General features: G+C 68.2%; 17 protein-coding genes, 2 tRNA genes and 1 pseudogene. 7 read left to right on the forward strand and 13 right to left on the reverse strand.

The genetic code is table 11. From position 1 onward, the window contains the following. Positions 1-63 precede the first annotated feature (63 nt). Together pknB and OG568_RS26125 are read left to right on the forward strand one after the other, a co-directional pair. Positions 64-2,079: a Stk1 family PASTA domain-containing Ser/Thr kinase gene (pknB, locus tag OG568_RS26120; RefSeq protein ID WP_329533330.1), complete on the forward strand. Its 2,016-nt coding sequence runs from the start codon at positions 64-66 to the stop codon at positions 2,077-2,079. Between the two features lie 227 nt (positions 2,080-2,306). Beyond that, complete coding sequence (locus OG568_RS26125; RefSeq protein WP_266432586.1) at positions 2,307-3,356, forward strand: restriction endonuclease; 1,050 nt, start codon at positions 2,307-2,309, stop codon at positions 3,354-3,356. A 168-nt stretch (positions 3,357-3,524) separates the two neighbouring features. On the opposite strand, the gene OG568_RS26130 is transcribed toward OG568_RS26125, so the two are convergent. The 6 genes from OG568_RS26130 to OG568_RS26155 form a co-directional block, all read right to left on the reverse strand. After that, positions 3,525-4,274: a class E sortase gene (locus OG568_RS26130; RefSeq protein ID WP_266432588.1), complete on the reverse strand. Its 750-nt coding sequence runs from the start codon at positions 4,272-4,274 to the stop codon at positions 3,525-3,527. 62 nt (positions 4,275-4,336) lie between these two features. Further along, positions 4,337-5,818 (reverse strand): class E sortase, encoded by a 1,482-nt coding sequence (locus OG568_RS26135; RefSeq protein ID WP_329533331.1) that lies wholly within the window; start codon positions 5,816-5,818, stop codon positions 4,337-4,339. Continuing rightward, positions 5,815-6,453, reverse strand: coding sequence for an aminodeoxychorismate/anthranilate synthase component II (locus tag OG568_RS26140; protein ID WP_266432593.1), 639 nt, complete (start codon positions 6,451-6,453; stop codon positions 5,815-5,817). Before OG568_RS26140 ends, OG568_RS26135 begins: the two co-directional genes overlap by 4 nt. Continuing rightward, positions 6,450-6,611, reverse strand: a complete 162-nt coding sequence (locus OG568_RS26145; protein ID WP_266432595.1) for a hypothetical protein — start codon at positions 6,609-6,611, stop codon at positions 6,450-6,452. Before OG568_RS26145 ends, OG568_RS26140 begins: the two co-directional genes overlap by 4 nt. A 73-nt stretch (positions 6,612-6,684) precedes the next feature. Beyond that, positions 6,685-7,431, reverse strand: coding sequence for a class E sortase (locus OG568_RS26150; RefSeq protein WP_329536455.1), 747 nt, complete (start codon positions 7,429-7,431; stop codon positions 6,685-6,687). A 36-nt stretch (positions 7,432-7,467) separates the two neighbouring features. Then, positions 7,468-8,247, reverse strand: a complete 780-nt coding sequence (locus OG568_RS26155) for a DUF881 domain-containing protein (protein WP_266583877.1) — start codon at positions 8,245-8,247, stop codon at positions 7,468-7,470. Positions 8,248-8,389: 142 nt separating this feature from the next. On the opposite strand from OG568_RS26155, the gene crgA reads away from it, so the two are divergent. Further along, entirely contained in the window at positions 8,390-8,644 is a 255-nt protein-coding gene (crgA, locus tag OG568_RS26160; RefSeq protein WP_266432598.1) for a cell division protein CrgA, read from the forward strand. A gap of 265 nt (positions 8,645-8,909) precedes the next feature. Here the strand turns inward: crgA and OG568_RS26165 are convergent, their stop codons facing one another. Both OG568_RS26165 and OG568_RS26170 read right to left on the reverse strand, forming a co-directional pair. Further along, positions 8,910-9,824 carry a rhomboid family intramembrane serine protease gene (locus OG568_RS26165; protein WP_329533332.1) on the reverse strand — a complete coding sequence of 305 codons (915 nt, stop codon included), beginning with the start codon at positions 9,822-9,824 and terminating at the stop codon, positions 8,910-8,912. A gap of 144 nt (positions 9,825-9,968) precedes the next feature. Then, positions 9,969-10,502 carry a peptidylprolyl isomerase gene (locus OG568_RS26170; RefSeq protein ID WP_329366423.1) on the reverse strand — a complete coding sequence of 178 codons (534 nt, stop codon included), beginning with the start codon at positions 10,500-10,502 and terminating at the stop codon, positions 9,969-9,971. A gap of 311 nt (positions 10,503-10,813) precedes the next feature. Between OG568_RS26170 and OG568_RS26175 the strand changes: the two genes are divergently transcribed. Then, a complete protein-coding gene (locus OG568_RS26175) occupies positions 10,814-11,515 on the forward strand; it encodes a DUF5324 family protein (RefSeq protein ID WP_329533333.1) in 702 nt (233 codons plus the stop codon). Between the two features lie 475 nt (positions 11,516-11,990). Here the strand turns inward: OG568_RS26175 and OG568_RS26180 are convergent. Continuing rightward, positions 11,991-12,063: transfer RNA gene (locus tag OG568_RS26180), tRNA-Ala, on the reverse strand. Between the two features lie 181 nt (positions 12,064-12,244). On the opposite strand from OG568_RS26180, the gene OG568_RS26185 reads away from it, so the two are divergent. Both OG568_RS26185 and OG568_RS26190 read left to right on the forward strand, forming a co-directional pair. Continuing rightward, positions 12,245-12,793 carry a DNA-binding protein gene (locus tag OG568_RS26185; RefSeq protein ID WP_067376635.1) on the forward strand — a complete coding sequence of 183 codons (549 nt, stop codon included), beginning with the start codon at positions 12,245-12,247 and terminating at the stop codon, positions 12,791-12,793. 127 nt (positions 12,794-12,920) lie between these two features. Beyond that, a complete protein-coding gene (locus OG568_RS26190) occupies positions 12,921-14,528 on the forward strand; it encodes a serine/threonine-protein kinase (protein ID WP_329533334.1) in 1,608 nt (535 codons plus the stop codon). Positions 14,529-14,648: 120 nt separating this feature from the next. On the opposite strand, the gene OG568_RS26195 is transcribed toward OG568_RS26190, so the two are convergent. Both OG568_RS26195 and OG568_RS26200 read right to left on the reverse strand, forming a co-directional pair. Further along, positions 14,649-15,992 carry a hypothetical protein gene (locus tag OG568_RS26195; protein ID WP_443077884.1) on the reverse strand — a complete coding sequence of 448 codons (1,344 nt, stop codon included), beginning with the start codon at positions 15,990-15,992 and terminating at the stop codon, positions 14,649-14,651. A gap of 260 nt (positions 15,993-16,252) precedes the next feature. Continuing rightward, positions 16,253-16,381 (reverse strand): DLW-39 family protein, encoded by a 129-nt coding sequence (locus tag OG568_RS26200; protein WP_003999697.1) that lies wholly within the window; start codon positions 16,379-16,381, stop codon positions 16,253-16,255. Positions 16,382-16,730: 349 nt separating this feature from the next. Here OG568_RS26200 and OG568_RS26205 point away from each other — a divergent pair, with 349 nt between their 5' ends. Continuing rightward, complete coding sequence (locus OG568_RS26205; RefSeq protein ID WP_329533336.1) at positions 16,731-17,075, forward strand: DUF6344 domain-containing protein; 345 nt, start codon at positions 16,731-16,733, stop codon at positions 17,073-17,075. A 185-nt stretch (positions 17,076-17,260) separates the two neighbouring features. Here the strand turns inward: OG568_RS26205 and OG568_RS26210 are convergent. Together OG568_RS26210 and OG568_RS26215 are read right to left on the reverse strand one after the other, a co-directional pair. Then, positions 17,261-17,494, reverse strand: a pseudogene (locus tag OG568_RS26210) (VOC family protein); the annotation flags it as partial. A gap of 92 nt (positions 17,495-17,586) precedes the next feature. Continuing rightward, positions 17,587-17,663: transfer RNA gene (locus OG568_RS26215), tRNA-Ile, on the reverse strand. Positions 17,664-17,769: the final 106 nt, after the last annotated feature.

Here is a 17,769-nt window from a genome sequence, read left to right on the forward strand (position 1 = left end):
CGGCACACCGCCGGACCACACAAGCGTGCGGTCGGGACCGACGGAGAGGGCTGGTAGGTAGCTATGGAAGAGCCGCGTCGCCTCGGCGGCCGGTACGAGCTGGGCCAGGTGCTCGGCCGTGGTGGCATGGCGGAGGTACATCTCGCCCATGACACACGGCTCGGCCGCACCGTGGCGGTGAAGACGCTGCGAGCCGACCTCGCACGCGATCCGTCGTTCCAGGCCCGGTTCCGCCGGGAGGCCCAGTCGGCCGCCTCGCTCAACCATCCCGCGATCGTCGCCGTGTACGACACGGGTGAGGACTACATCGAGGGCATCTCCATCCCGTACATCGTGATGGAGTACGTCGACGGGTCCACGCTGCGAGAGCTGCTGCACTCGGGCCGCAGACTGCTCCCCGAGCGCACCCTGGAGATGACCATCGGCATCCTCCAGGCCCTCGAGTACTCCCACCGCGCCGGAATCGTCCACCGTGACATCAAGCCGGCCAACGTCATGCTGACGCGCAACGGCCAGGTCAAGGTCATGGACTTCGGCATCGCCCGCGCCATGGGCGACGCCGGCATGACGATGACCCAGACCGCCGCGGTCATCGGCACCGCCCAGTACCTCTCCCCGGAGCAGGCCAAGGGCGAGCAGGTCGACGCCCGCTCCGACCTCTACTCGACCGGCTGCCTCCTCTACGAGCTGCTGACCGTGCGCCCGCCCTTCGTGGGCGACTCCCCGGTCGCGGTCGCGTACCAGCACGTACGCGAGGAGCCGCAGCCGCCGTCGGTCTTCGACCCCGAGATCACGCCCGAGATGGACGCGATCGTCCTGAAGGCACTGGTCAAGGACCCGGACTACCGCTATCAGTCCGCCGACGAGATGCGCCAGGACATCGAGGCCTGCCTCGACGGCCAGCCGGTCGCCGCAACGGCCGCCATGGGCTCCGTGGGCTACGGCGGCTACCCGGACGACCAGGCCACCACGGCGCTGCGCTCCGCGGACGCCCAGGCCACGTCCATGCTGCCCCCGATGAACCCGGACGACGGCGGCTACGGCTACAACAACAACTACGACGACCGCCCGGCCCGCCGCCGCCAGCAGAAGAAGTCGAACACCTCGACGATATTGCTGGTCGTGGCGGGTGCGCTGGTTCTGATCGGCGCGATCCTCATCGGGAAGTGGATCTCCAGCGGCGGCGGGGTGAGCAATGACACCGTCGTCGTTCCCAACCTCGTCAGCCAGACGCAGAAGGACGCCACCCAGCTGGCCGAGAACGCCGAACTGAAGGTTTCGATCACCAAGAAACCCTGTGAGAACCAGAAAACCGGCAACGTCTGCGACCAGGACCCGAAGCCGGGCGTGAAGGCCACCAAGGGCGACACGATCACTCTGACCGTGTCCACAGGGGCGCCGAAGGTCGTCGTGCCCGGCGTCATCGGCCAGAGCTTCGAAGACGCCAAGGCGAAGCTCGAGGGCGACGGCTACAACTTCACGGTCAAGAAGCAGACCCAGGTCTCCACGGAGGACCCGAACACCGTCCTGGACCAGGACCCGAAGCTCGGCGCGGAGGTGCAGAAGGGATCCACGATCACCCTCACCATCGCCAAGGCCGTCGCGAAGTCCACGGTCCCGGACGTGGCCGGCAAGTCCTGTGAAGAGGCCAAGGCCCTGATGACGGCCAACAACCTGGTCGGCGACTGCACCGATATCGACGTGACCGACCCGAACCAGGCCGGCAAGGTCGTCTCGACCATTCCGGCAATCGGCAACTCTGCCGACAAGGGTTCCAGGGTGAACATCCAGGTCGGCAAGCAGACACAGACCCAGACGCAGGTCCCGAACGTCGTCACCCAGACGGTCAAGCAGGCCAGGCAGACCCTGCAGCAGAACGGTTTCAACAACATCCAGTTCGCCGACGGCAGCGATCAGAGCGACAACGCGATCGTGATCAGCCAGAACCCCCAGCAGGGAACGCAGGCAGACCCGAACTCCACGGCGATCATCCTGACCACCCAGAACTTCGGCAACAACAACAATGGCGGTAACAACAACGGCGGCACCAACTTCTTCGGTGGCCCCAACGGGGGCTGACGCGGCGGTTGAACCAGCGGTCGAATGAACTGTGCCCCGCCCGGGATCCCGGGCGGGGCACAGTTTTCGTTGACTGGACCGCACCGTCGTGCCACGTACACAGTGGCCGACCTCTTGTACGAAATTCGACCACATCTTCACACTTGCCCGACTCGTTGTAGCCGGTGGGGTGGGGATTCGAAGCTCTGCCCCGGCCACGGCCACAACACAAGCAGAAGGGGCAGAACGTGATCAACGAAGCGGCTCTACTGGAATCGAAGACCCTGCGGGACAGCGTGCTGGAGCGCACGGAAGTGCTCGACCGAGTCAAGGCACTGTCACTGCTGCCGGACGGCATGCATGTGACGACGGCGATGGTGGCCACGTACTTCAGCGTCACCGTCGAGGCCGTCCGACAGCTCGTAAAACGCCACCGCGAAGAACTGGAGGTCAACGGACTGATCGTGTTGCGTGGCGCTGACCTGCGGAAATTCGAGAGTGACAACATGTCACTCTCGCTGGGGAGTTATCCACAGGCCCGCCGGAGTCTCACCATCTACTCCCGACGGGCCGTGCTCAACATCGCCATGCTCCTCCGCGACAGCGATGTCGCCCGCCAGGTCCGCACCTACCTCCTCGACGTGGAGTACCTGGCGCGTACTCGCCCAGTCGACACCACGGCCTCCGGCACGCCCCACGCTCTCGATGCCCGCATCGACCAGCGCATCACCCACATCCTCGGCAAGACCGTCGTCCCCATGTTCAACGCCCTGATCGAAGCTTCAGGCGAACACCGTCAGGAACTCATCTCCCTCCGTGAGGATGTCCAGCAGATCGAGCAGCGGCTGTGCGACCACGACACCCGCATCACCGATCTCGAACGCACTCGTGGTCCGCGCCCGTACACCGGAATCATGGCCTCCATCGACGCCATGAACTGGCGGGAGTTCGAGCACCACGTCGCCGTCCTGCTGCGCCGCGACGGCTGCACGGACGTCATCGTGCACGGCGGCCCGGGTGACCGGGGAGTGGATGTCACGGCGCACACCGCCGACGGCCGCTCGGTCGTCGCGCAATGCAAGAGCTTCGCGCCATACCGCCCGGTGTGGAGCGGCGAACTGCAGAAGTTCCTCGGCGCCTCACACGTCCAGCACACCGCCGACGTAGCGCTCTTCGTCGCCACGACATCATTCACGCCCGACGCGCGTGCCATCGCGGAGACCTACGGCGTCACGCTCGTGGACCGTGCCCACCTGGAGAAGTGGAGCGCGGGAGTTCCGCTGTCCGCCCTTCAGTAGACGTCACCAGACGCAACCGAAAGAGCCCGAAGCCGCAAGAGAAAGTTGCGGCTTCGGGCTTGGCGCATGCTAGCCGACAACCCCCCTCGCAGGGGGGCTGTCGGCTAGCCGCAGCTCGACCAGGGCTTCCCATCGAATCACTGAGGTCCTTGCAGGACCTCAGTCACCTCAGCGCAGCTCTGCCGGCGGCGTGCGCGCGCTGTCCACCTTCTCCACCCGCTCCAGCTCGCCCCACACGATGTACCGGTACTCCGACGTGTACACCGGCGTGCAGGTCGTCAGGGTGATGTAGTGGCCCGGCTTCGTCTTGCCGGACTGCTTGGGGACCGTCTGGAGGACCTTGACGTTGTACTTCGAGGTCTCGGGGAGGATCGAGAAGACCTTGTAGACGTACCAGTCGTCCTTGGTCTCGAAGACGATCGGGTCGCCCTTCTTGACCTTGTCGATGTTGTGGAACTTGGCGCCGTGGCCGTCGCGGTGGGCGGCGAGCGTGAAGTTGCCGGTCTTGTCGGTCATCGGCAGCGTCGCCTTGACGGGGTCCGTGTAATAGCCGGCGACACCGTCGTTGAGGACCTTCGTGGAGGTGCCCTTCTCGACCAGCACCTCGCCGTTCTTCATGGACGGAACATGCAGGAAGCCGATGCCCCCGTTGGTGTCCAGGGCGCCGGGACCGCTCTTGTCCTGGGCCCAGTTGTCGCGGACCTTGTCGCCCTGCTTGTCGGCCGCGCGGTCCGCGACGACGTTCGTCCACCAGAGGGAGTAGACGACGAACAGGCCGAGCACCAGGCCCGCGGTGATGAGGAGTTCACCCAGGATGCTGACCGCCATCGCGATCCGGCTGACTCCACGACGCTTCGGAGTGGCCGCTTCGGCGCCGGCCGCCTCGGCGCGCTCGTCGTGGTCGGTCCTCGCTGCCACTGTGCATCTGCCCCGTCTGGTCTGTCTCAGGTTGTCTCACGTGCTCGTGCCCGACGGGGCTCCTACCCGAGGAGCGCGTCCGGCTTGCCCTTGCTGCGCGGGCGTTCCTCGACCATCTTGCCCCACACGATCATGCGGTACTTGCTGGTGAATTCCGGCGTGCAGGTGGTCAGTGTGATGTAGCGGCCCTGCGCGGTGAAACCGGACCCCTGAGGGATCGGGTCCAGCACCTTCGTGTTCGACGGGGGCGTCGACGGCAGGATCGACGTCATCTTGTAGACGAAGTAGTCGTCCTGGGTCTCGACCACGATGGAGTCGCCGGGCTTGAGGCGGTTGATGTACCGGAACGGTTCTCCGTGCGTGTTGCGGTGCCCCGCGAGCCCGAAGTTGCCCGTCTTGGCGTCCGGCATCGCCGTCTTCAGGGCCCCCTCGCCGTAGTGGCCCACCATCCCGCGGTCGAGCACCTTCGTCTTGCTGGTGCCCTCGGCGATCGGAGCGACCACGTCCAGCTTCGGGATGTGCAGGATGGCGAACCCCTGCCCCGGCTCGAACGTCCCCGGACTCCGCTTACCGCTCGCCCAGTCCTCCTGGAGGTGATGCGCGGCACTGCCGGCCTGCTGGTGCGCCCGCACGTTCGACCACCACAACTGGTAGGTCACGAACAGCAGCATCAGGACGCCGGTGGTGATGAACACCTCGCCGATCACCCGGCTGACGAGGACGCCCGCACCGGGCTTCTGCGCGCGCGCCGCCTGCCGGGCCTCCATGCGGCTCCGCGGGCCCTCAGCGGCCTTCTCCGCCGACTGCACCGACTCCTGGGCACCCTGGGGCTCTTGGGGCTCCTGAGCCCCTCCGTGGCGCCCGTGGCCATTGCGACGGGCCGCCTTGCGCCGCGCCGCGCGACCCCCGGGCGCCGGTATCCCCTCGTTCGCGGCCCCGCCCGCCAACTCCTCGGCCCGGCGCCGCGCCTCGGAGACCTCCGACGCCCGCAACGCCACGGTCTCGTCGTCCCGCTTCGGAGCCACGCCGACCGGATCGGCGTACATGGGCATGGGTCTGGTGAGCGGTTGGCCGTACGCGGGGGCGGGGGCGGGGGCGGGGGCGGGAATCGGAGCAGGGGCGGGAATCGGCCCGGGAACCGGGGCCGCCGGGTCCACGAACGGCTGTCGTACGTCCGCGTAGGCGCCTGGTGCGCCCTGCGCGGCCTGAACACCCCCGGGCGCCCCCTGCCAGTCCCGCGCATACCCCTCGGGCCCGTCCACGGCGTACTGGTGCTGCCCGGACCAGTCCGGCCCGCCCCCGAGGCCGCTCTCCGACATGGCGGCGGGCGGCACGTCCACGGGCGGCGGGGCGGCGTGTCGCCCCGCGGACCCCCGGGCCTGCGAGGGCCCCGGCAGCGGATCGGTGAGCGGATCCGCGAGCTGCTCGACCGCGGCCTCGAACGCGCCGGGCACCCCGTACGGCTGCTGCCCGTACGAGGACCCGTCGTCTCCGGTATCGCCGTAGGCGGCGCCGGACTCGCGCTCGGGGCGCAGCGCGGTCACGCCGTGGCCCTGCCCACCACCGGGGCGAGCCCCGCCGACCTCGCCACGGCACCCTGGTCGCCACACTCCACCAGCCAGTTGGCGAGCATCCGGTGACCGTGCTCGGTCAGCACCGACTCGGGATGGAACTGCACACCCTCGACCGGGAGTTCACGGTGGCGCAGCCCCATGATGATCCCGTCGTGGGTACGGGCGGTGACCTCCAGCTCGGCCGGCACGGTCTCCGGCTCGGCGGCGAGAGAGTGGTACCGGGTCGCGGTGAAGGGAGACGGCAGCCCGGCGAAGACGCCCCTGCCCTCGTGCTCCACCAACGACGTCTTGCCGTGCAGCAGCTCGGGCGCCCGGTCCACGACACCGCCGTACGCCACCTGCATCGACTGCATGCCGAGGCAGACGCCGAAGACCGGGACCCCGGTGTCCGCGCAGTGCCGGACCATCTCGACGCAGACGCCGGCCTGCTCGGGAGCGCCCGGGCCGGGTGACAGCAGCACGCCGTCGAAGCCGTCCTGGGCGTGCGCGGTCGAGACCTCGTCGTTGCGCAGCACCTCGCACTCGGCACCGAGCTGATACAGGTACTGGACCAGGTTGAAGACGAAGCTGTCGTAGTTGTCGACGACGAGAATCCGCGCGCTCACTGGTTGTTCACCGTCACATCGTTGAAGGGGAGCAGCGGTTCGGCCCACGGGAAGACGTACTGGAAGAGCACGTAGACCACCCCGAGAACGAGCACGAGTGAGATCAGCGCCTTCACCCATGCGTTACCCGGCAAATGCCGCCAGATGAAGCCGTACATGCTGTCCCTTCCGTCGCATCACGGCACCAGAGCCACGCCCTACACCATCGGACCCACGCCGTACGGGACCAGACTAACGGCGTAGCGCCTGAGGTTTCCCGGCCTCCACAGGCTGTGTGGAGTCAAGATGTGCCCAGACGATCAGCCGATGACTGTGCCCCCACTCCGGATCGCACGTGGTCAGCGTGAGATAGCGGCCCGGAGCCGTGTACCCGGACTTACGTGGCACAGGATCGATCACCTCAACGTCCGTGGGCACTGTTTTGTAGGGGCCTTTGTCGATCCGATACGTGAACCAGGTCGTCCCGTCGGTGAGCACCACCGCGTCACCCCGGCGTAGCTGGGGAAAGTCCTTGAACGGGTCGCCGTACGTACGCCGGTGCCCCGCGACGGCGAAGTTCCCCACCTGCCCGAGCTGGGCCGTCCCCCGGTAATGCCCGAGCCCCTTCTTCAGGACGCCCGTGCCGGTGCCTTCGAGCACGGGCTTGTTCCACGTGAAACCAAGACGCGGGATGTACATCACCGCGAAGGGCTTGCCGTAGGCGTAGGGACCGGGGGGCTTCGGGGTCCCGGTGGTCGTCGGGCTCTTGGCGGGCGTCGGCGTCTTCGGGTTCCCGCCCACCGGGGCGGCCGTGGGAGCCTCCGACTGCTGCTGCGCGACCGACCCCTTCGACCACTGCTTCTGGAGCTGGTCGATCTGGTGGTTCATCTCGCTGTCGGCCTTCACACCCGTCCAGAACAGGACGTAGACCACGAAGAGCACGATCAGCGCGCCGATGGTGATGCACAGTTCGCTCACTGTCCGGACGAGCACTCGCACCGACACGGGACCCCCCAGTGGCAGCTGCCTCGGCCACTACTCCACAGGTTTTGCGTAGTGGAGATCCACTGTGCCCGAGTAGCCGGGAAGAGTCACCGTCCCGTTCTCCTCGACTTTCCAGCCGAGCCCGTAGACGTTGACGTACACCATGTAGTTCTGGATCGCCGGAGAGTCGGCAAGGGCCTTCTGGAGCTTCTGCGGGTCACCGATCGCGGTGATCTTGTACGGGGGCGAGTAGACCCGGCCCTGGAGGATCAGGGTGTTGCCGACACAGCGGACCGCGCTGGTGGAGATCAGCCGCTGGTCCATCACCTTGATGCCCTGGGCGCCGCCCAGCCACAGGGCGTTCACCACGGCCTGCAGGTCCTGCTGGTGGATGACCAGGTAATCGGGCTGCGGCTCGGGGTAGCCGGGCAGCTTGGCCGTGGCGTTCGGCGGGGCGTCGTTGAGGGTGACCGTGACAGCCTTGCCCTTCAGCTTCTGGGTGCCGGTGTTCTTCTCCAGCGCGGCGAGCTTGGCGGTGTCGGCCTTGCTGCCGCCGTTCTCCCGTCCGGCGAGCGTGTCGACCTCGTCGCGCAGGGTGCCGTTGGACTCGTCCAGCGACGCGTTCTTGTGGCTGCGCTCCTGAATGAGGTCGGAGAGCTTCAGCAAGGACGCGTCCGTGCGGATGTTGGTGCCCTTGGCCGTGTTGAAGCTGGTGAAGAAAATCAGCCCGGCGAGCGCGAAGACGGCCACGGTGAGTACACGTACGGGCCGGAATCGGCGCGTAACGGCAGGACTCGAACCCGTCCCGGGGGAGTCGGCAGAATTGCTCAACGTACCCTTATCTCCTTCGGCGCCGCGGAAGCACTACGCTAACGGACGCCCGGGGGAGCGCTCAGTGTCCCCTTGTACGCTGCCCCGGAGCCCGCCCCAGTTCCCTGCGCGGCCACGCAGCGCATCGACAGGAGAGACCCTCGTGCCGAAGTCACGTATCCGCAAGAAGGCCGACTACACGCCGCCCCCGGCGAAGCAGGCAACCAACATCAAGCTGACCAGCCGCGGCTGGGTAGCACCGGTCATGCTGGCCATGTTCCTCATCGGCCTTGCCTGGATCGTCGTCTTCTATGTGACGGACGGCTCGCTGCCCATCGACGCTCTCGGCAACTGGAACATCGTGGTCGGCTTCGGCTTCATCGCGGCGGGATTCGGCGTCTCCACACAGTGGAAGTAGCTCTGCCCACGGTTATCCACTGAGTTATCCACAAGAGTTTTCCACAGGTGGAAAAGAAACGACGATCTGTGGATAACCCATCCAGGGTTGACGCCGGTGTGACTGACCTACCGGGATCCGCAAACCAGTTCGCCCCCTGTCCGACCTGCGAAAACTCGGGTCAGTGACAGGGGGCACAGCTGTTCCCACACAGCGTGCACAAGATCCGCCACGATCTGTGGACAACACCGCTTCCCAGGGCTTCTCAGGTGAGCCGAGCGGTACCTCAGGTGAGCTGAGCCGTCCTGACCAGCGTCGCGACGACCACCAGGGCCAGGACCACGGCACACACCCCGTACTGGATCAGGGCCCGCCGCTCGCGCGGCGCGTGGACCATCGCGTAGCCGACGACGACACCGGCGACGAGTCCGCCGATGTGGGCCTGCCAGGCGATGTTGAACGCCGGATTGAAGGTGAAGATCAGGTTGATCACCAGCAGGGCGACGACCGGGCGCATGTCGTACTTGAGCCGGCGCAGGAGGACGGCGGTCGCACCGAAGAGGCCGAAGATCGCGCCGGAGGCGCCGAGTGAGGGCTGATTCGGGGCGGCGAGCAGGTAGCTGAGCGCGCTGCCCGCGAGGCCCGACACGAAGTACAGGGCGAGATAGCGGGCACGGCCGAGGGCCGCTTCCAGGGGGCCGCCGATCCACCACAGGCTGAGCATGTTGAACAGGATGTGGACGTAGCTGCCGTGCAGGAACATCGCCGTCAGCATCCGGTACCACTGGCCGTCCGCGACGCCCGCGACCGAGCCGAGCAGCGGGACGTACGCGCGGCCGATGAGGTCGAAGCGGTCGGTGAAGCGGTCGCCCACCGCCTGCTGGACCAGGAAGAAGGCGAGGTTGAGGCCGATCAGGACCTTGGTGAGGAGCCGGGGGTCCGCGGTGACGGTCCCGCCCGCGAGGGTGCGGGGCTGCGAGGCCGACGGCGCGTGGCCCGTACCGGAGCCGGTGCGGACGCACTCGGGGCACTGGAAGCCCACGGAGGCACTGATCATGCACTCGGGGCAGATGGGGCGCTCGCAGCGGGTGCAACGCACGCCGGTTTCACGATCCGGATGCCGGTAGCAGGTGGGCAGGGCCTGGGCGTCCTGATGTCCCTGGTCCTGCGGGCCCTGCGGGCTGCCTGGCGCCTGGTCCATGGGGTCCCCTCAATCCGGTCGTACGCAATGCACCGCCCCGCCCATCCTTACGGATGAGCGGGGCGTTTGGTTCCCTGCGGAAGTCTTCGGGACCTTCGGGACCTCAGGCCCTTCGGGACCTTGGTCCGTTCGGGTCTTCGGGTCTCAGCCCTTGCGGGTCTCGACAACGACCGACTCGATGACGACGTCGTTGACCGGGCGATCGGTGCGCGGGTTCGTCTGAGTGCTCGCGATGGCGTCCACGACCTTCTGACTGGCCGCGTCGGTGACCTCGCCGAAGATGGTGTGCTTACGGGTCAGCCAGGCCGTCGGGGAGACGGTGATGAAGAACTGCGAGCCGTTGGTGCCGGGGCCGGCGTTGGCCATGGCCAGCAGGTACGGCTTGTCGAAGGCGAGCTCCGGGTGGAACTCGTCCTCGAACTGGTAACCAGGACCGCCGGTGCCGTTGCCCAGCGGGTCACCACCCTGGATCATGAATCCGCTGATCACCCGGTGGAAGACCGTGCCGTCGTAGAGCTTGTCGGTGGACTTCTCACCCGTCTCCGGGTTGATCCACTCACGCTCGCCGGTGGCGAGCTCGACGAAGTTCCGGACCGTCTTGGGCGCGTGGTTCGGCAGGAGCCGGACGTCGATGTCGCCTTGGTTGGTCTTCAGGGTGGCGTAGAGCTGCTCAGCCACGATCTGCCTTCCGTTGCCTTCTTTGACTCCCCGATCCTTGCACGGACCGCGACGCACGTCGCCCGGCCACCACCACCGAGCGAATATCCGGGGAGCGCCCTTGCAGAAATCCCGTCGAGTCCTTGCGTGGACAGGGCGCGAAGCGGCGATCCGTGGCATTGTCGGCGACAAGCTCCTGTTGCCCCGTATGCCCTATCTCGCATGCCTCGCGGCCCCTCGGGGGGCATGATCTCGAACAGGGCGGAAAGGTGAACAGTGCCCTTTTGGGGTACTCGAACGCCCACGTACGCCACCGAGGAGGAGGAAAACCCGTGACCCGCATTGACAGCGTGCGCGCCGCGACCGGCTCGGCGAAGGACAGCGTGCTGCACGCCGCGGAAGTGGTGGCGCCTTACGCCGACACGGCCAAGGACCGGGCCTCGTACTACGCGAACGAGGCACGCGTACGGCTCGCGCCCAAGGTGTCGCTGGCCGCCGAACAGGCCCGCGTCCAGTACAGCGCCCATCTCGCGCCGCGCCTTGAGCAGGCCCGTACGCATGTGCCGCCGAAAGTCGACCAGGCCGCCCACACGGCCGCCGTCCGTACCCGCCAGGCGGCCGTGCAGGCCGCCGACTACACCAAGCCGAGGATCGAGCAGGCGGTGGCCGCGTCCCAGCCTGTTCGTGAGGAGGCCGCGTCACGCGGTGCGGCGGCCATCGCCGCGCTGCGCGGACAGGTCTCGCCCAAGGAGATCCAGAAACTGGTCCGCAGGCAGCAGCGGCGGGCGAAGGCCGGCCGTATCGCCAAGGGGCTGGCCGTTGTGGGAATCCTCGCGGGGGGCGCCTTCGCCGCCTGGAAGTGGTGGGACAAGCAGGCCAACCCCGACTGGCTGGTCGAGCCGCCCGCCGCGACGGAGGTGCCCGAGACGGGTCGTCTGTCCTCCGTCGACGGCACCGACCGATCCGAGCTGGACCCCGAGGTCCAGGCCAAGCAGGCCGAGGACGAGGCGGCGGACCGCGACGACCTCCGCTGACCCCCGACCGGACAAACGAGCCCTGAGCAAGGGCAACAACATCGCCGTGGGGCAGAAGACTTGAGGGTCTTCTGCCCCACGGCGATGTTTCACGTGGAACCGGCGGGACCGGCCCACCCGAGCGCCCGGAGCGCCCGAAGCGCGGCCGCGCGGCACGGAACCGAGCCGATTTACGCCTTCCGCCACGATGACGTTTGCAACGACCGATGCTCACAACATCCGCACAGACCCTCTTCACCGTGCGCATTGCCCTGATTACCCATATCTGCTTGCAGCAGCTCACACACGGCTCCGACGTCGACGCGCGCCACCCCCGCGCCATGTCGGGCGCCGACGGGGCACCGACGGCGCCCCCGCGCAGCCCGGACGTTTGCGCAAACAAATGCAACGACTGCGAAGTCCGGTGCGTGACTCAGGTCACCGAAAAACAAGAACCGGCCAGCCGCCCTGAAGGGCGTCTGACCGGTCCGGGATGTGGAGCCTAGGGGAGTCGAACCCCTGACATCTGCCATGCAAAGACAGCGCTCTACCAACTGAGCTAAGGCCCCGAAGACAAGCGTCCGGCCGATGGAATCGGATACTGGCGGGCGCCGCAGACCAGAGTACCGGGTCACCCCCGGGATCTCGCAAAAAGATTAGGGCTCCCCGTGGACGACCACTCTCCGTAAGATGCTCGAAGTGGTTCGCTAGAGCGAACCGCGGTATTTGGGGAAGCGATGGGGAGACGCAATGGACGCCGCACAGCAGGAAGCAACCGCAAGAGCTCAAGAGCTGCAGCGGAACTGGTACGGGGAGCCGCTGGGGGCGCTCTTCCGTAGGCTCATCGAGGATCTGGGCCTCAACCAGGCGCGTCTTGCCGGGGTGCTGGGACTTTCCGCGCCCATGCTGTCGCAGTTGATGAGCGGTCAGCGTGCCAAGATCGGCAATCCCGCGGTGGTCCAGCGAGTACAGCTGCTGCAGGACCTGGCGGGGCAGGTCGCGGACGGCAGCGTCAGCGCCGCCGAGGCGACCGAACGCATGGACGAGATCAAGAAGTCGCAAGGGGGCTCGGTGCTCAGCAACACCACGCAGTCGACGAGCAGTTCGGGTGCGCCCACGGTCAAGCGGGTCGTCCGCGAGATCCAGTCGCTGCTGCGCTCGGTGGCAGCGGCGGGGGACATCATCGACGCGGCCGACACCCTCGCCCCGACCCACCCGGAGCTGGCAGAGTTCCTCCGGGTGTACGGCGCCGGCCGCACCTCCGACGCGGTCGCGCACTACCAGTCGCACCAGAGCTGAGCCGGCGGCCGGGCCGCCGCACGCCGGCGCTGGGGGCTCAGAATGCCGTCGGCGCCGTACCTCGGGTTGCCGGGCGTCTCAACGGGGGGCCTCCGGACCGACCGCCGAAGGGGAGCGACGCACGACCATGGGTGAGGTCTTCGCCGGACGCTACGAACTGGTCGACCCGATCGGCCGCGGGGGAGTCGGTGCGGTCTGGCGCGCCTGGGACCAGCGGCGGCGCCGTTACGTGGCCGCCAAGGTGCTCCAGCAGAGCGACGCGCACGCGCTGCTGCGCTTCGTGCGGGAGCAGGCGCTGCGGATCGATCACCCCCATGTGCTCGCGCCCGCCAGCTGGGCCGCCGACGACGACAAGGTCCTGTTCACCATGGATCTGGTGGCCGGGGGCTCCCTGGTCCATCTGGTCAACGACTACGGCCCGCTGCCACCCCCGTTCGTCTGCACCCTGCTCGACCAGCTCCTCGCGGGAGCCGCCGCGGTGCACGCGGAGGGGGTCGTGCACCGTGACATCAAGCCCGCCAACATCCTGCTCGAAGCGACCGGTACGGCCCGGCCGCGACTGCGCCTGTCCGACTTCGGCATCGCGATGCGACTGGGTGAGCCGAGGCTGACCGAGACCAACTACGTGGTCGGAACACCCGGTTACTTCGCTCCCGAGCAGATGATGGGCGCCGAGCCGGACTTCCCCGCCGATCTGTTCGCCGTCGGGCTGGTCGCCCTCTATCTCCTCGAAGGGGCCAGACCCGATGCCAAGGCCCTGATCGAGTACTTCGCGGAGAACGGCACACCTCCCGCCCCCCAGAGCATCCCCGAGCCGCTGTGGCAGGTCGTGGCCACGCTGCTGCAGCCGGACCCGCGGGCCCGGTTCCGCACCGCGACCGGGGCACGCAAGGCGCTGGCCGCGGCCGCCGAGCTGCTGCCCGAGCCCGGCCCCGACGACGAGCTGGTCGAGGTCTTCGACCAACTCGGTCCGCTTCCCCCGGGGTTCGGCCCGGAAGGACCGCTCAGGGCGACCACGGCACGCGCCGCGGAGCACACGGCTTCGTCGTACGGTTCCGCCTCCGGCACCGGTACCCCTTCCGGCACGGGTTCTGGCACCGGTTCCGGCACTGCTTCTGGTTCTGGCCCGCACAACTCGGGATCGTGGCGTCACGAGTCCGGGGCACTGTCCCGGGAGCCCGTCTCCGGGGCCGCGTGGACGGATCCGTCCTCCGAGGGCTCATGGCCGGCGTCGGGCTCGGGTGCCGCAGGGCCGGCGTCCGACTCGGGGGGCGTATGGCCTGCGTCGGACTCGGGGGGCGTACGACCGGAGCCCGTCCCCGGCGACGTACGACACGAACCCGCTCCCCCCGCCGTCCGGCACGAGTCCGCTCCCCACTCCGTACCACCGCATCTCCCGCCCGACGCCACACCCCCGCAGCCGTCCACGATGTCGGACACCGGCAGCTTCCACCTGCCGCCGCCGCTGCCACGGCCCCAGGCCCCGTGGCAGCCCGACCAGCCCCCCACTCCCCCCACCTCGGTCATGCTGCCGGCGCCGAGCCCGGCCTACGCCCCGCCGTTCGGCGACACATCCACGCAGCCGCCCTCGCCCGTGCGGTCCACGGATTCGACCGTCGCGACGCATCAGCACGCGCGGCCCCGCACCGGACCGCCCGCGAAGGTGGCCGTCCCCGTGCTGCTCCTCGCGCTGGCCTGTTTCGCGGTGGGCTTCTGGGCGCTGACCCAGATCTGAAGTCCCGCGCCCTGAGGCCCTGTCCCCTCAGCCCCGTCCCCTACGCCCTGCCCCTCTTCCGCGCCCTGCCCCTCTTCCGCGCCCTGCCCCTCTTCCGCGCCCTGTCCCTCTTCCGCGGGCCTACCACCCGCGCGGCGTCGTCCGCCGTCGTGCGGCCACCGTCCACACCCCGAGCGCCAGCACCAGGACGCTCCCGGTGCCGATGCCGCCCACGGCGACCAGCTTCATGGTGGTGCCGTCGTCGCTCCCACCGCTTCCGGCAGGCACCAGCCCACCGGTAGCCGGCACGTCGTCACCGGTCGCGGTGTCGAACACGCCCCGCGGTACGGCCCGCCCCACGTACGCCGGGCCCTTCTGCGCGGCGCCGTCCACCCGTACGCGCAGGGTCAGTCCGAACGGCCCGTCCGCGAACTTGTCGGCGACCTGCGCCGCGAGATGGACGACGAGGTAGTACGAACCGGCGAACCGCATGCCGCTGGTCCGGTTGCTGAAGGCGTAGCGGTTGTCGTACTCGACGGGCGGCAGCGGATCCAGTGCGGCGGACCGCTGGCTGCCGTCGTATCCGGCGCCCACGTCGGTGACGAGTCCCCGCGCCGGGTTGTAGAGGGACATGACGAGAGCCGTGCCCACGAATCCGTCGCCGCCGGTCGAACTGCCGAGTTCGGCGGTCGCGTGGAGCTGCTGTCCCCAGTCCACCGGCACCTTGTAGAAGAGCGTCTGCCCAGGGCTGATCCCGTCCTTCCAGACTCCCTGTTCGAGGGCGCCGGCCGTGGTGAACCCCGCGCCGCCCCGGCGTGGCCGCGCGTCCCCCTGGAGTGCCTCGGGCGAGGCGGAGTCCCAGGTCTCTGGAGCACTGGTCGCACCCGCCTTCTTCAGGCGGGGTTCCGACACATAGCTCAGTTCGAGGTCCCAGTCGTCGGGGGAGGAGGACGGGGAGGCCGAGGAGACGGACGCCGCGGTGCGCTCGACGACCACGTAGTACGTTCCGGCCGCCTGGCAGGCGTACTTGCCGGGGCCGATCTCGCGCGACGCCGAGGCGGCGATGGGGTGGGGGCTCTGGGAGGCGCCGAAGTGGGCGGTCGTGGCGGAGGAACAGGCTCCGCCGTTGCCGTCCTGTACGGAGACTTTGACGCCGTCGGAGTAGGCGACCGTGGTGCCGGCCCTGGGGACGGCGGTGGCCGCGACGTACGCGTTGGAGGTGGCGTCGAGCTCCAGGCGGTAGTAGAGCTTGCCGTCCTTGCCGAGGGAACTCCGGTACGTCCGGCCGGGCTCCAGCCGTACGGCGTCCGTGGTGCCCGTGGCGCCCTGGACCTTCGTGGCGTCCGGCGCGAAGGCGTACGGCGTCGGTGCGCCGGCCTCGGCTGCCGAGGCGGGCCGCCCGGGCAGCACCGCCGTCGCGCACAAGACCGTTGCCACGACCGCGAGCGGCCGACCACCGTGCCACCATGCCGTGCGCCGCCCCATCACGCGCCACCCCTCGTCGTAGCCCCGGACCGTGGCCCATCCTGCCCCGCCGGTCACGGAGCCATCCCTGCTATCCGTACAAGCGGCCGAAAGAACCCGTTCACAGGACAGGCGGCTTCACTATCGCAATCAATTCGTTTGCTTAAGTGAACCCGGGGTGGGCAAAGGGCGAATACAGGACAACCTTGTCGCGATTCCGGGCAATACAAAACCCCGACCGCGAGGGCGGCCGGGGTCTGATCTGAGACTGGTGTCGATTCTCACGAACCCGTGGGCACGGAGTCAGTCGCCTCCGTCCACAGATCCTGCTCGGCGCGATCCGCCTGGATCTGGCGGTACACGAGGAGCCCGCCGATGGCGGCCAGTGCGACCAGGAGAAGCTTCTTCACCGCGCGACCTCGTCTTTCGTTGACGTAGGGGACCTCTGGCGCCCGACTATACACACCGACCGATATCGATCGGTGACCTGCGTCGACCCCCAACTCCCGCCCAGCGGGAAGCAGTAGGAACGGACCGGGCCGCCCCGATCGCGGTCGTATCGCAGGGTGATCACACCTCGCACACGGTGACTTTTCGGCGCCCTCACGCACCTTTCAGGCGCTTTCCGGACCTCTTGGGCCCATCCGAGTGGTGTTGATCTGAACATCGACGCGCCACGGGCGTCGGTCCACCACTTCGCGGCCCACATACACATCATGAGGAAAGTACGCAAATCGCCTGACCCGAAAGTGAGGGGCCATGACCCAGAACAAGGTCATGAGGCTGTGGACCGCCATCGTCACCGCCTTCGTCGCGCTGTGCACGGCGCTCGGATTCATCACGACCACCGCGGCCGCGGCCGTACCGCAGGCCGAAACGACGCGCAACAGCACGGTCTCCACGACAGTGCCGATGATCTCTCCCTGGGACGGCCCCTTCGGCCGGGCCCTGCCCCCCACGATGAAACAGCGCATCCACGCCGAGGCCCACGGCTCCTCACCGAGCTGCCGCCACCGCCCGCAGACCGAGGCCGACACGGCCGACCTGACGTCGCTCTACTCCCCTGAGGCCCACGCCGAGCCCGAGATCCGCCTCCAGCGCTGACAGCCGCGACCGGTCCCCATCCCCTGTCCCCTCTCCTCTGACGTAGCGGCGAACTTGCGTACACCGCCACCCACAGATCCGAAGGCCCGGCACCTCGAAAAGAGTTGCCGGGCCCTCGCCATGGCCGCACACCCCACCCACGGCGACCGAACCGCCCTTGTCCGCCTCAGGGGGCTCAGAGGTTCTTACTGACGCCGTCGGCCGAGGACACAGAACTCATCGCCTTCGGGATCTGCCATGACAACCCACGATCGGTCACCCTGGCCGATGTCGACACGCTTCGCGCCATGAGCCTCAAGGCGAGCCACCTCGGCGTCCTGGTCATCAGGCCTGAAGCCGAGATGCGGCCGGCTCCTGGCCTTCTTGCTCTCATCGAGCCGGACGAATTCCAACCCCGGCAGACGATCCGGCTCCGCACGGGACCCTGGGCCTACCGAGGCTTCGAAACGGGTGCTTGAAGCGCTTGGGATGACAAAGACCCCCGATCCATCCGGACCGGGGGTCTTTGTACTGGTGGGGCTAACAGGATTTGAACCTGTGGCCTCATCCTTATCAGGGATGCGCTCTAACCAACTGAGCTATAGCCCCGCCGCGCTTTGCGGTGTGTGTCCCGCGCGCTGACCTCTGAAGATTAGCGCACGACGCGGCCAGTCCCAAAATCGGTATCCCAGGCCTCCCGGCCAGGCCCGACGAG

It is taken from the genome of Streptomyces sp. NBC_01450 (genome assembly GCF_036227505.1).
In the GTDB taxonomy this organism is placed as follows: domain Bacteria; phylum Actinomycetota; class Actinomycetes; order Streptomycetales; family Streptomycetaceae; genus Streptomyces.

Bases quoted from the DNA above. Each gene is read 5' to 3' on its own strand.
- OG568_RS26165 (WP_329533332.1), bottom strand. From the start codon at position 9,824: ATGGACCAGGCGCCAGGCAGCCCGCAGGGCCCGCAGGACCAGGGACAT.
- OG568_RS26195 (WP_443077884.1), bottom strand. From the start codon at position 15,992: ATGGGGCGGCGCACGGCATGGTGGCACGGTGGTCGGCCGCTCGCGGTC.
- OG568_RS26185 (WP_067376635.1), top strand. From the start codon at position 12,245: ATGGACGCCGCACAGCAGGAAGCAACCGCAAGAGCTCAAGAGCTGCAG.
- OG568_RS26190 (WP_329533334.1), top strand. From the start codon at position 12,921: ATGGGTGAGGTCTTCGCCGGACGCTACGAACTGGTCGACCCGATCGGC.
- OG568_RS26145 (WP_266432595.1), bottom strand. From the start codon at position 6,611: ATGTACGGCTTCATCTGGCGGCATTTGCCGGGTAACGCATGGGTGAAG.
- pknB (WP_329533330.1), top strand. From the start codon at position 64: ATGGAAGAGCCGCGTCGCCTCGGCGGCCGGTACGAGCTGGGCCAGGTG.
- OG568_RS26205 (WP_329533336.1), top strand. From the start codon at position 16,731: ATGACCCAGAACAAGGTCATGAGGCTGTGGACCGCCATCGTCACCGCC.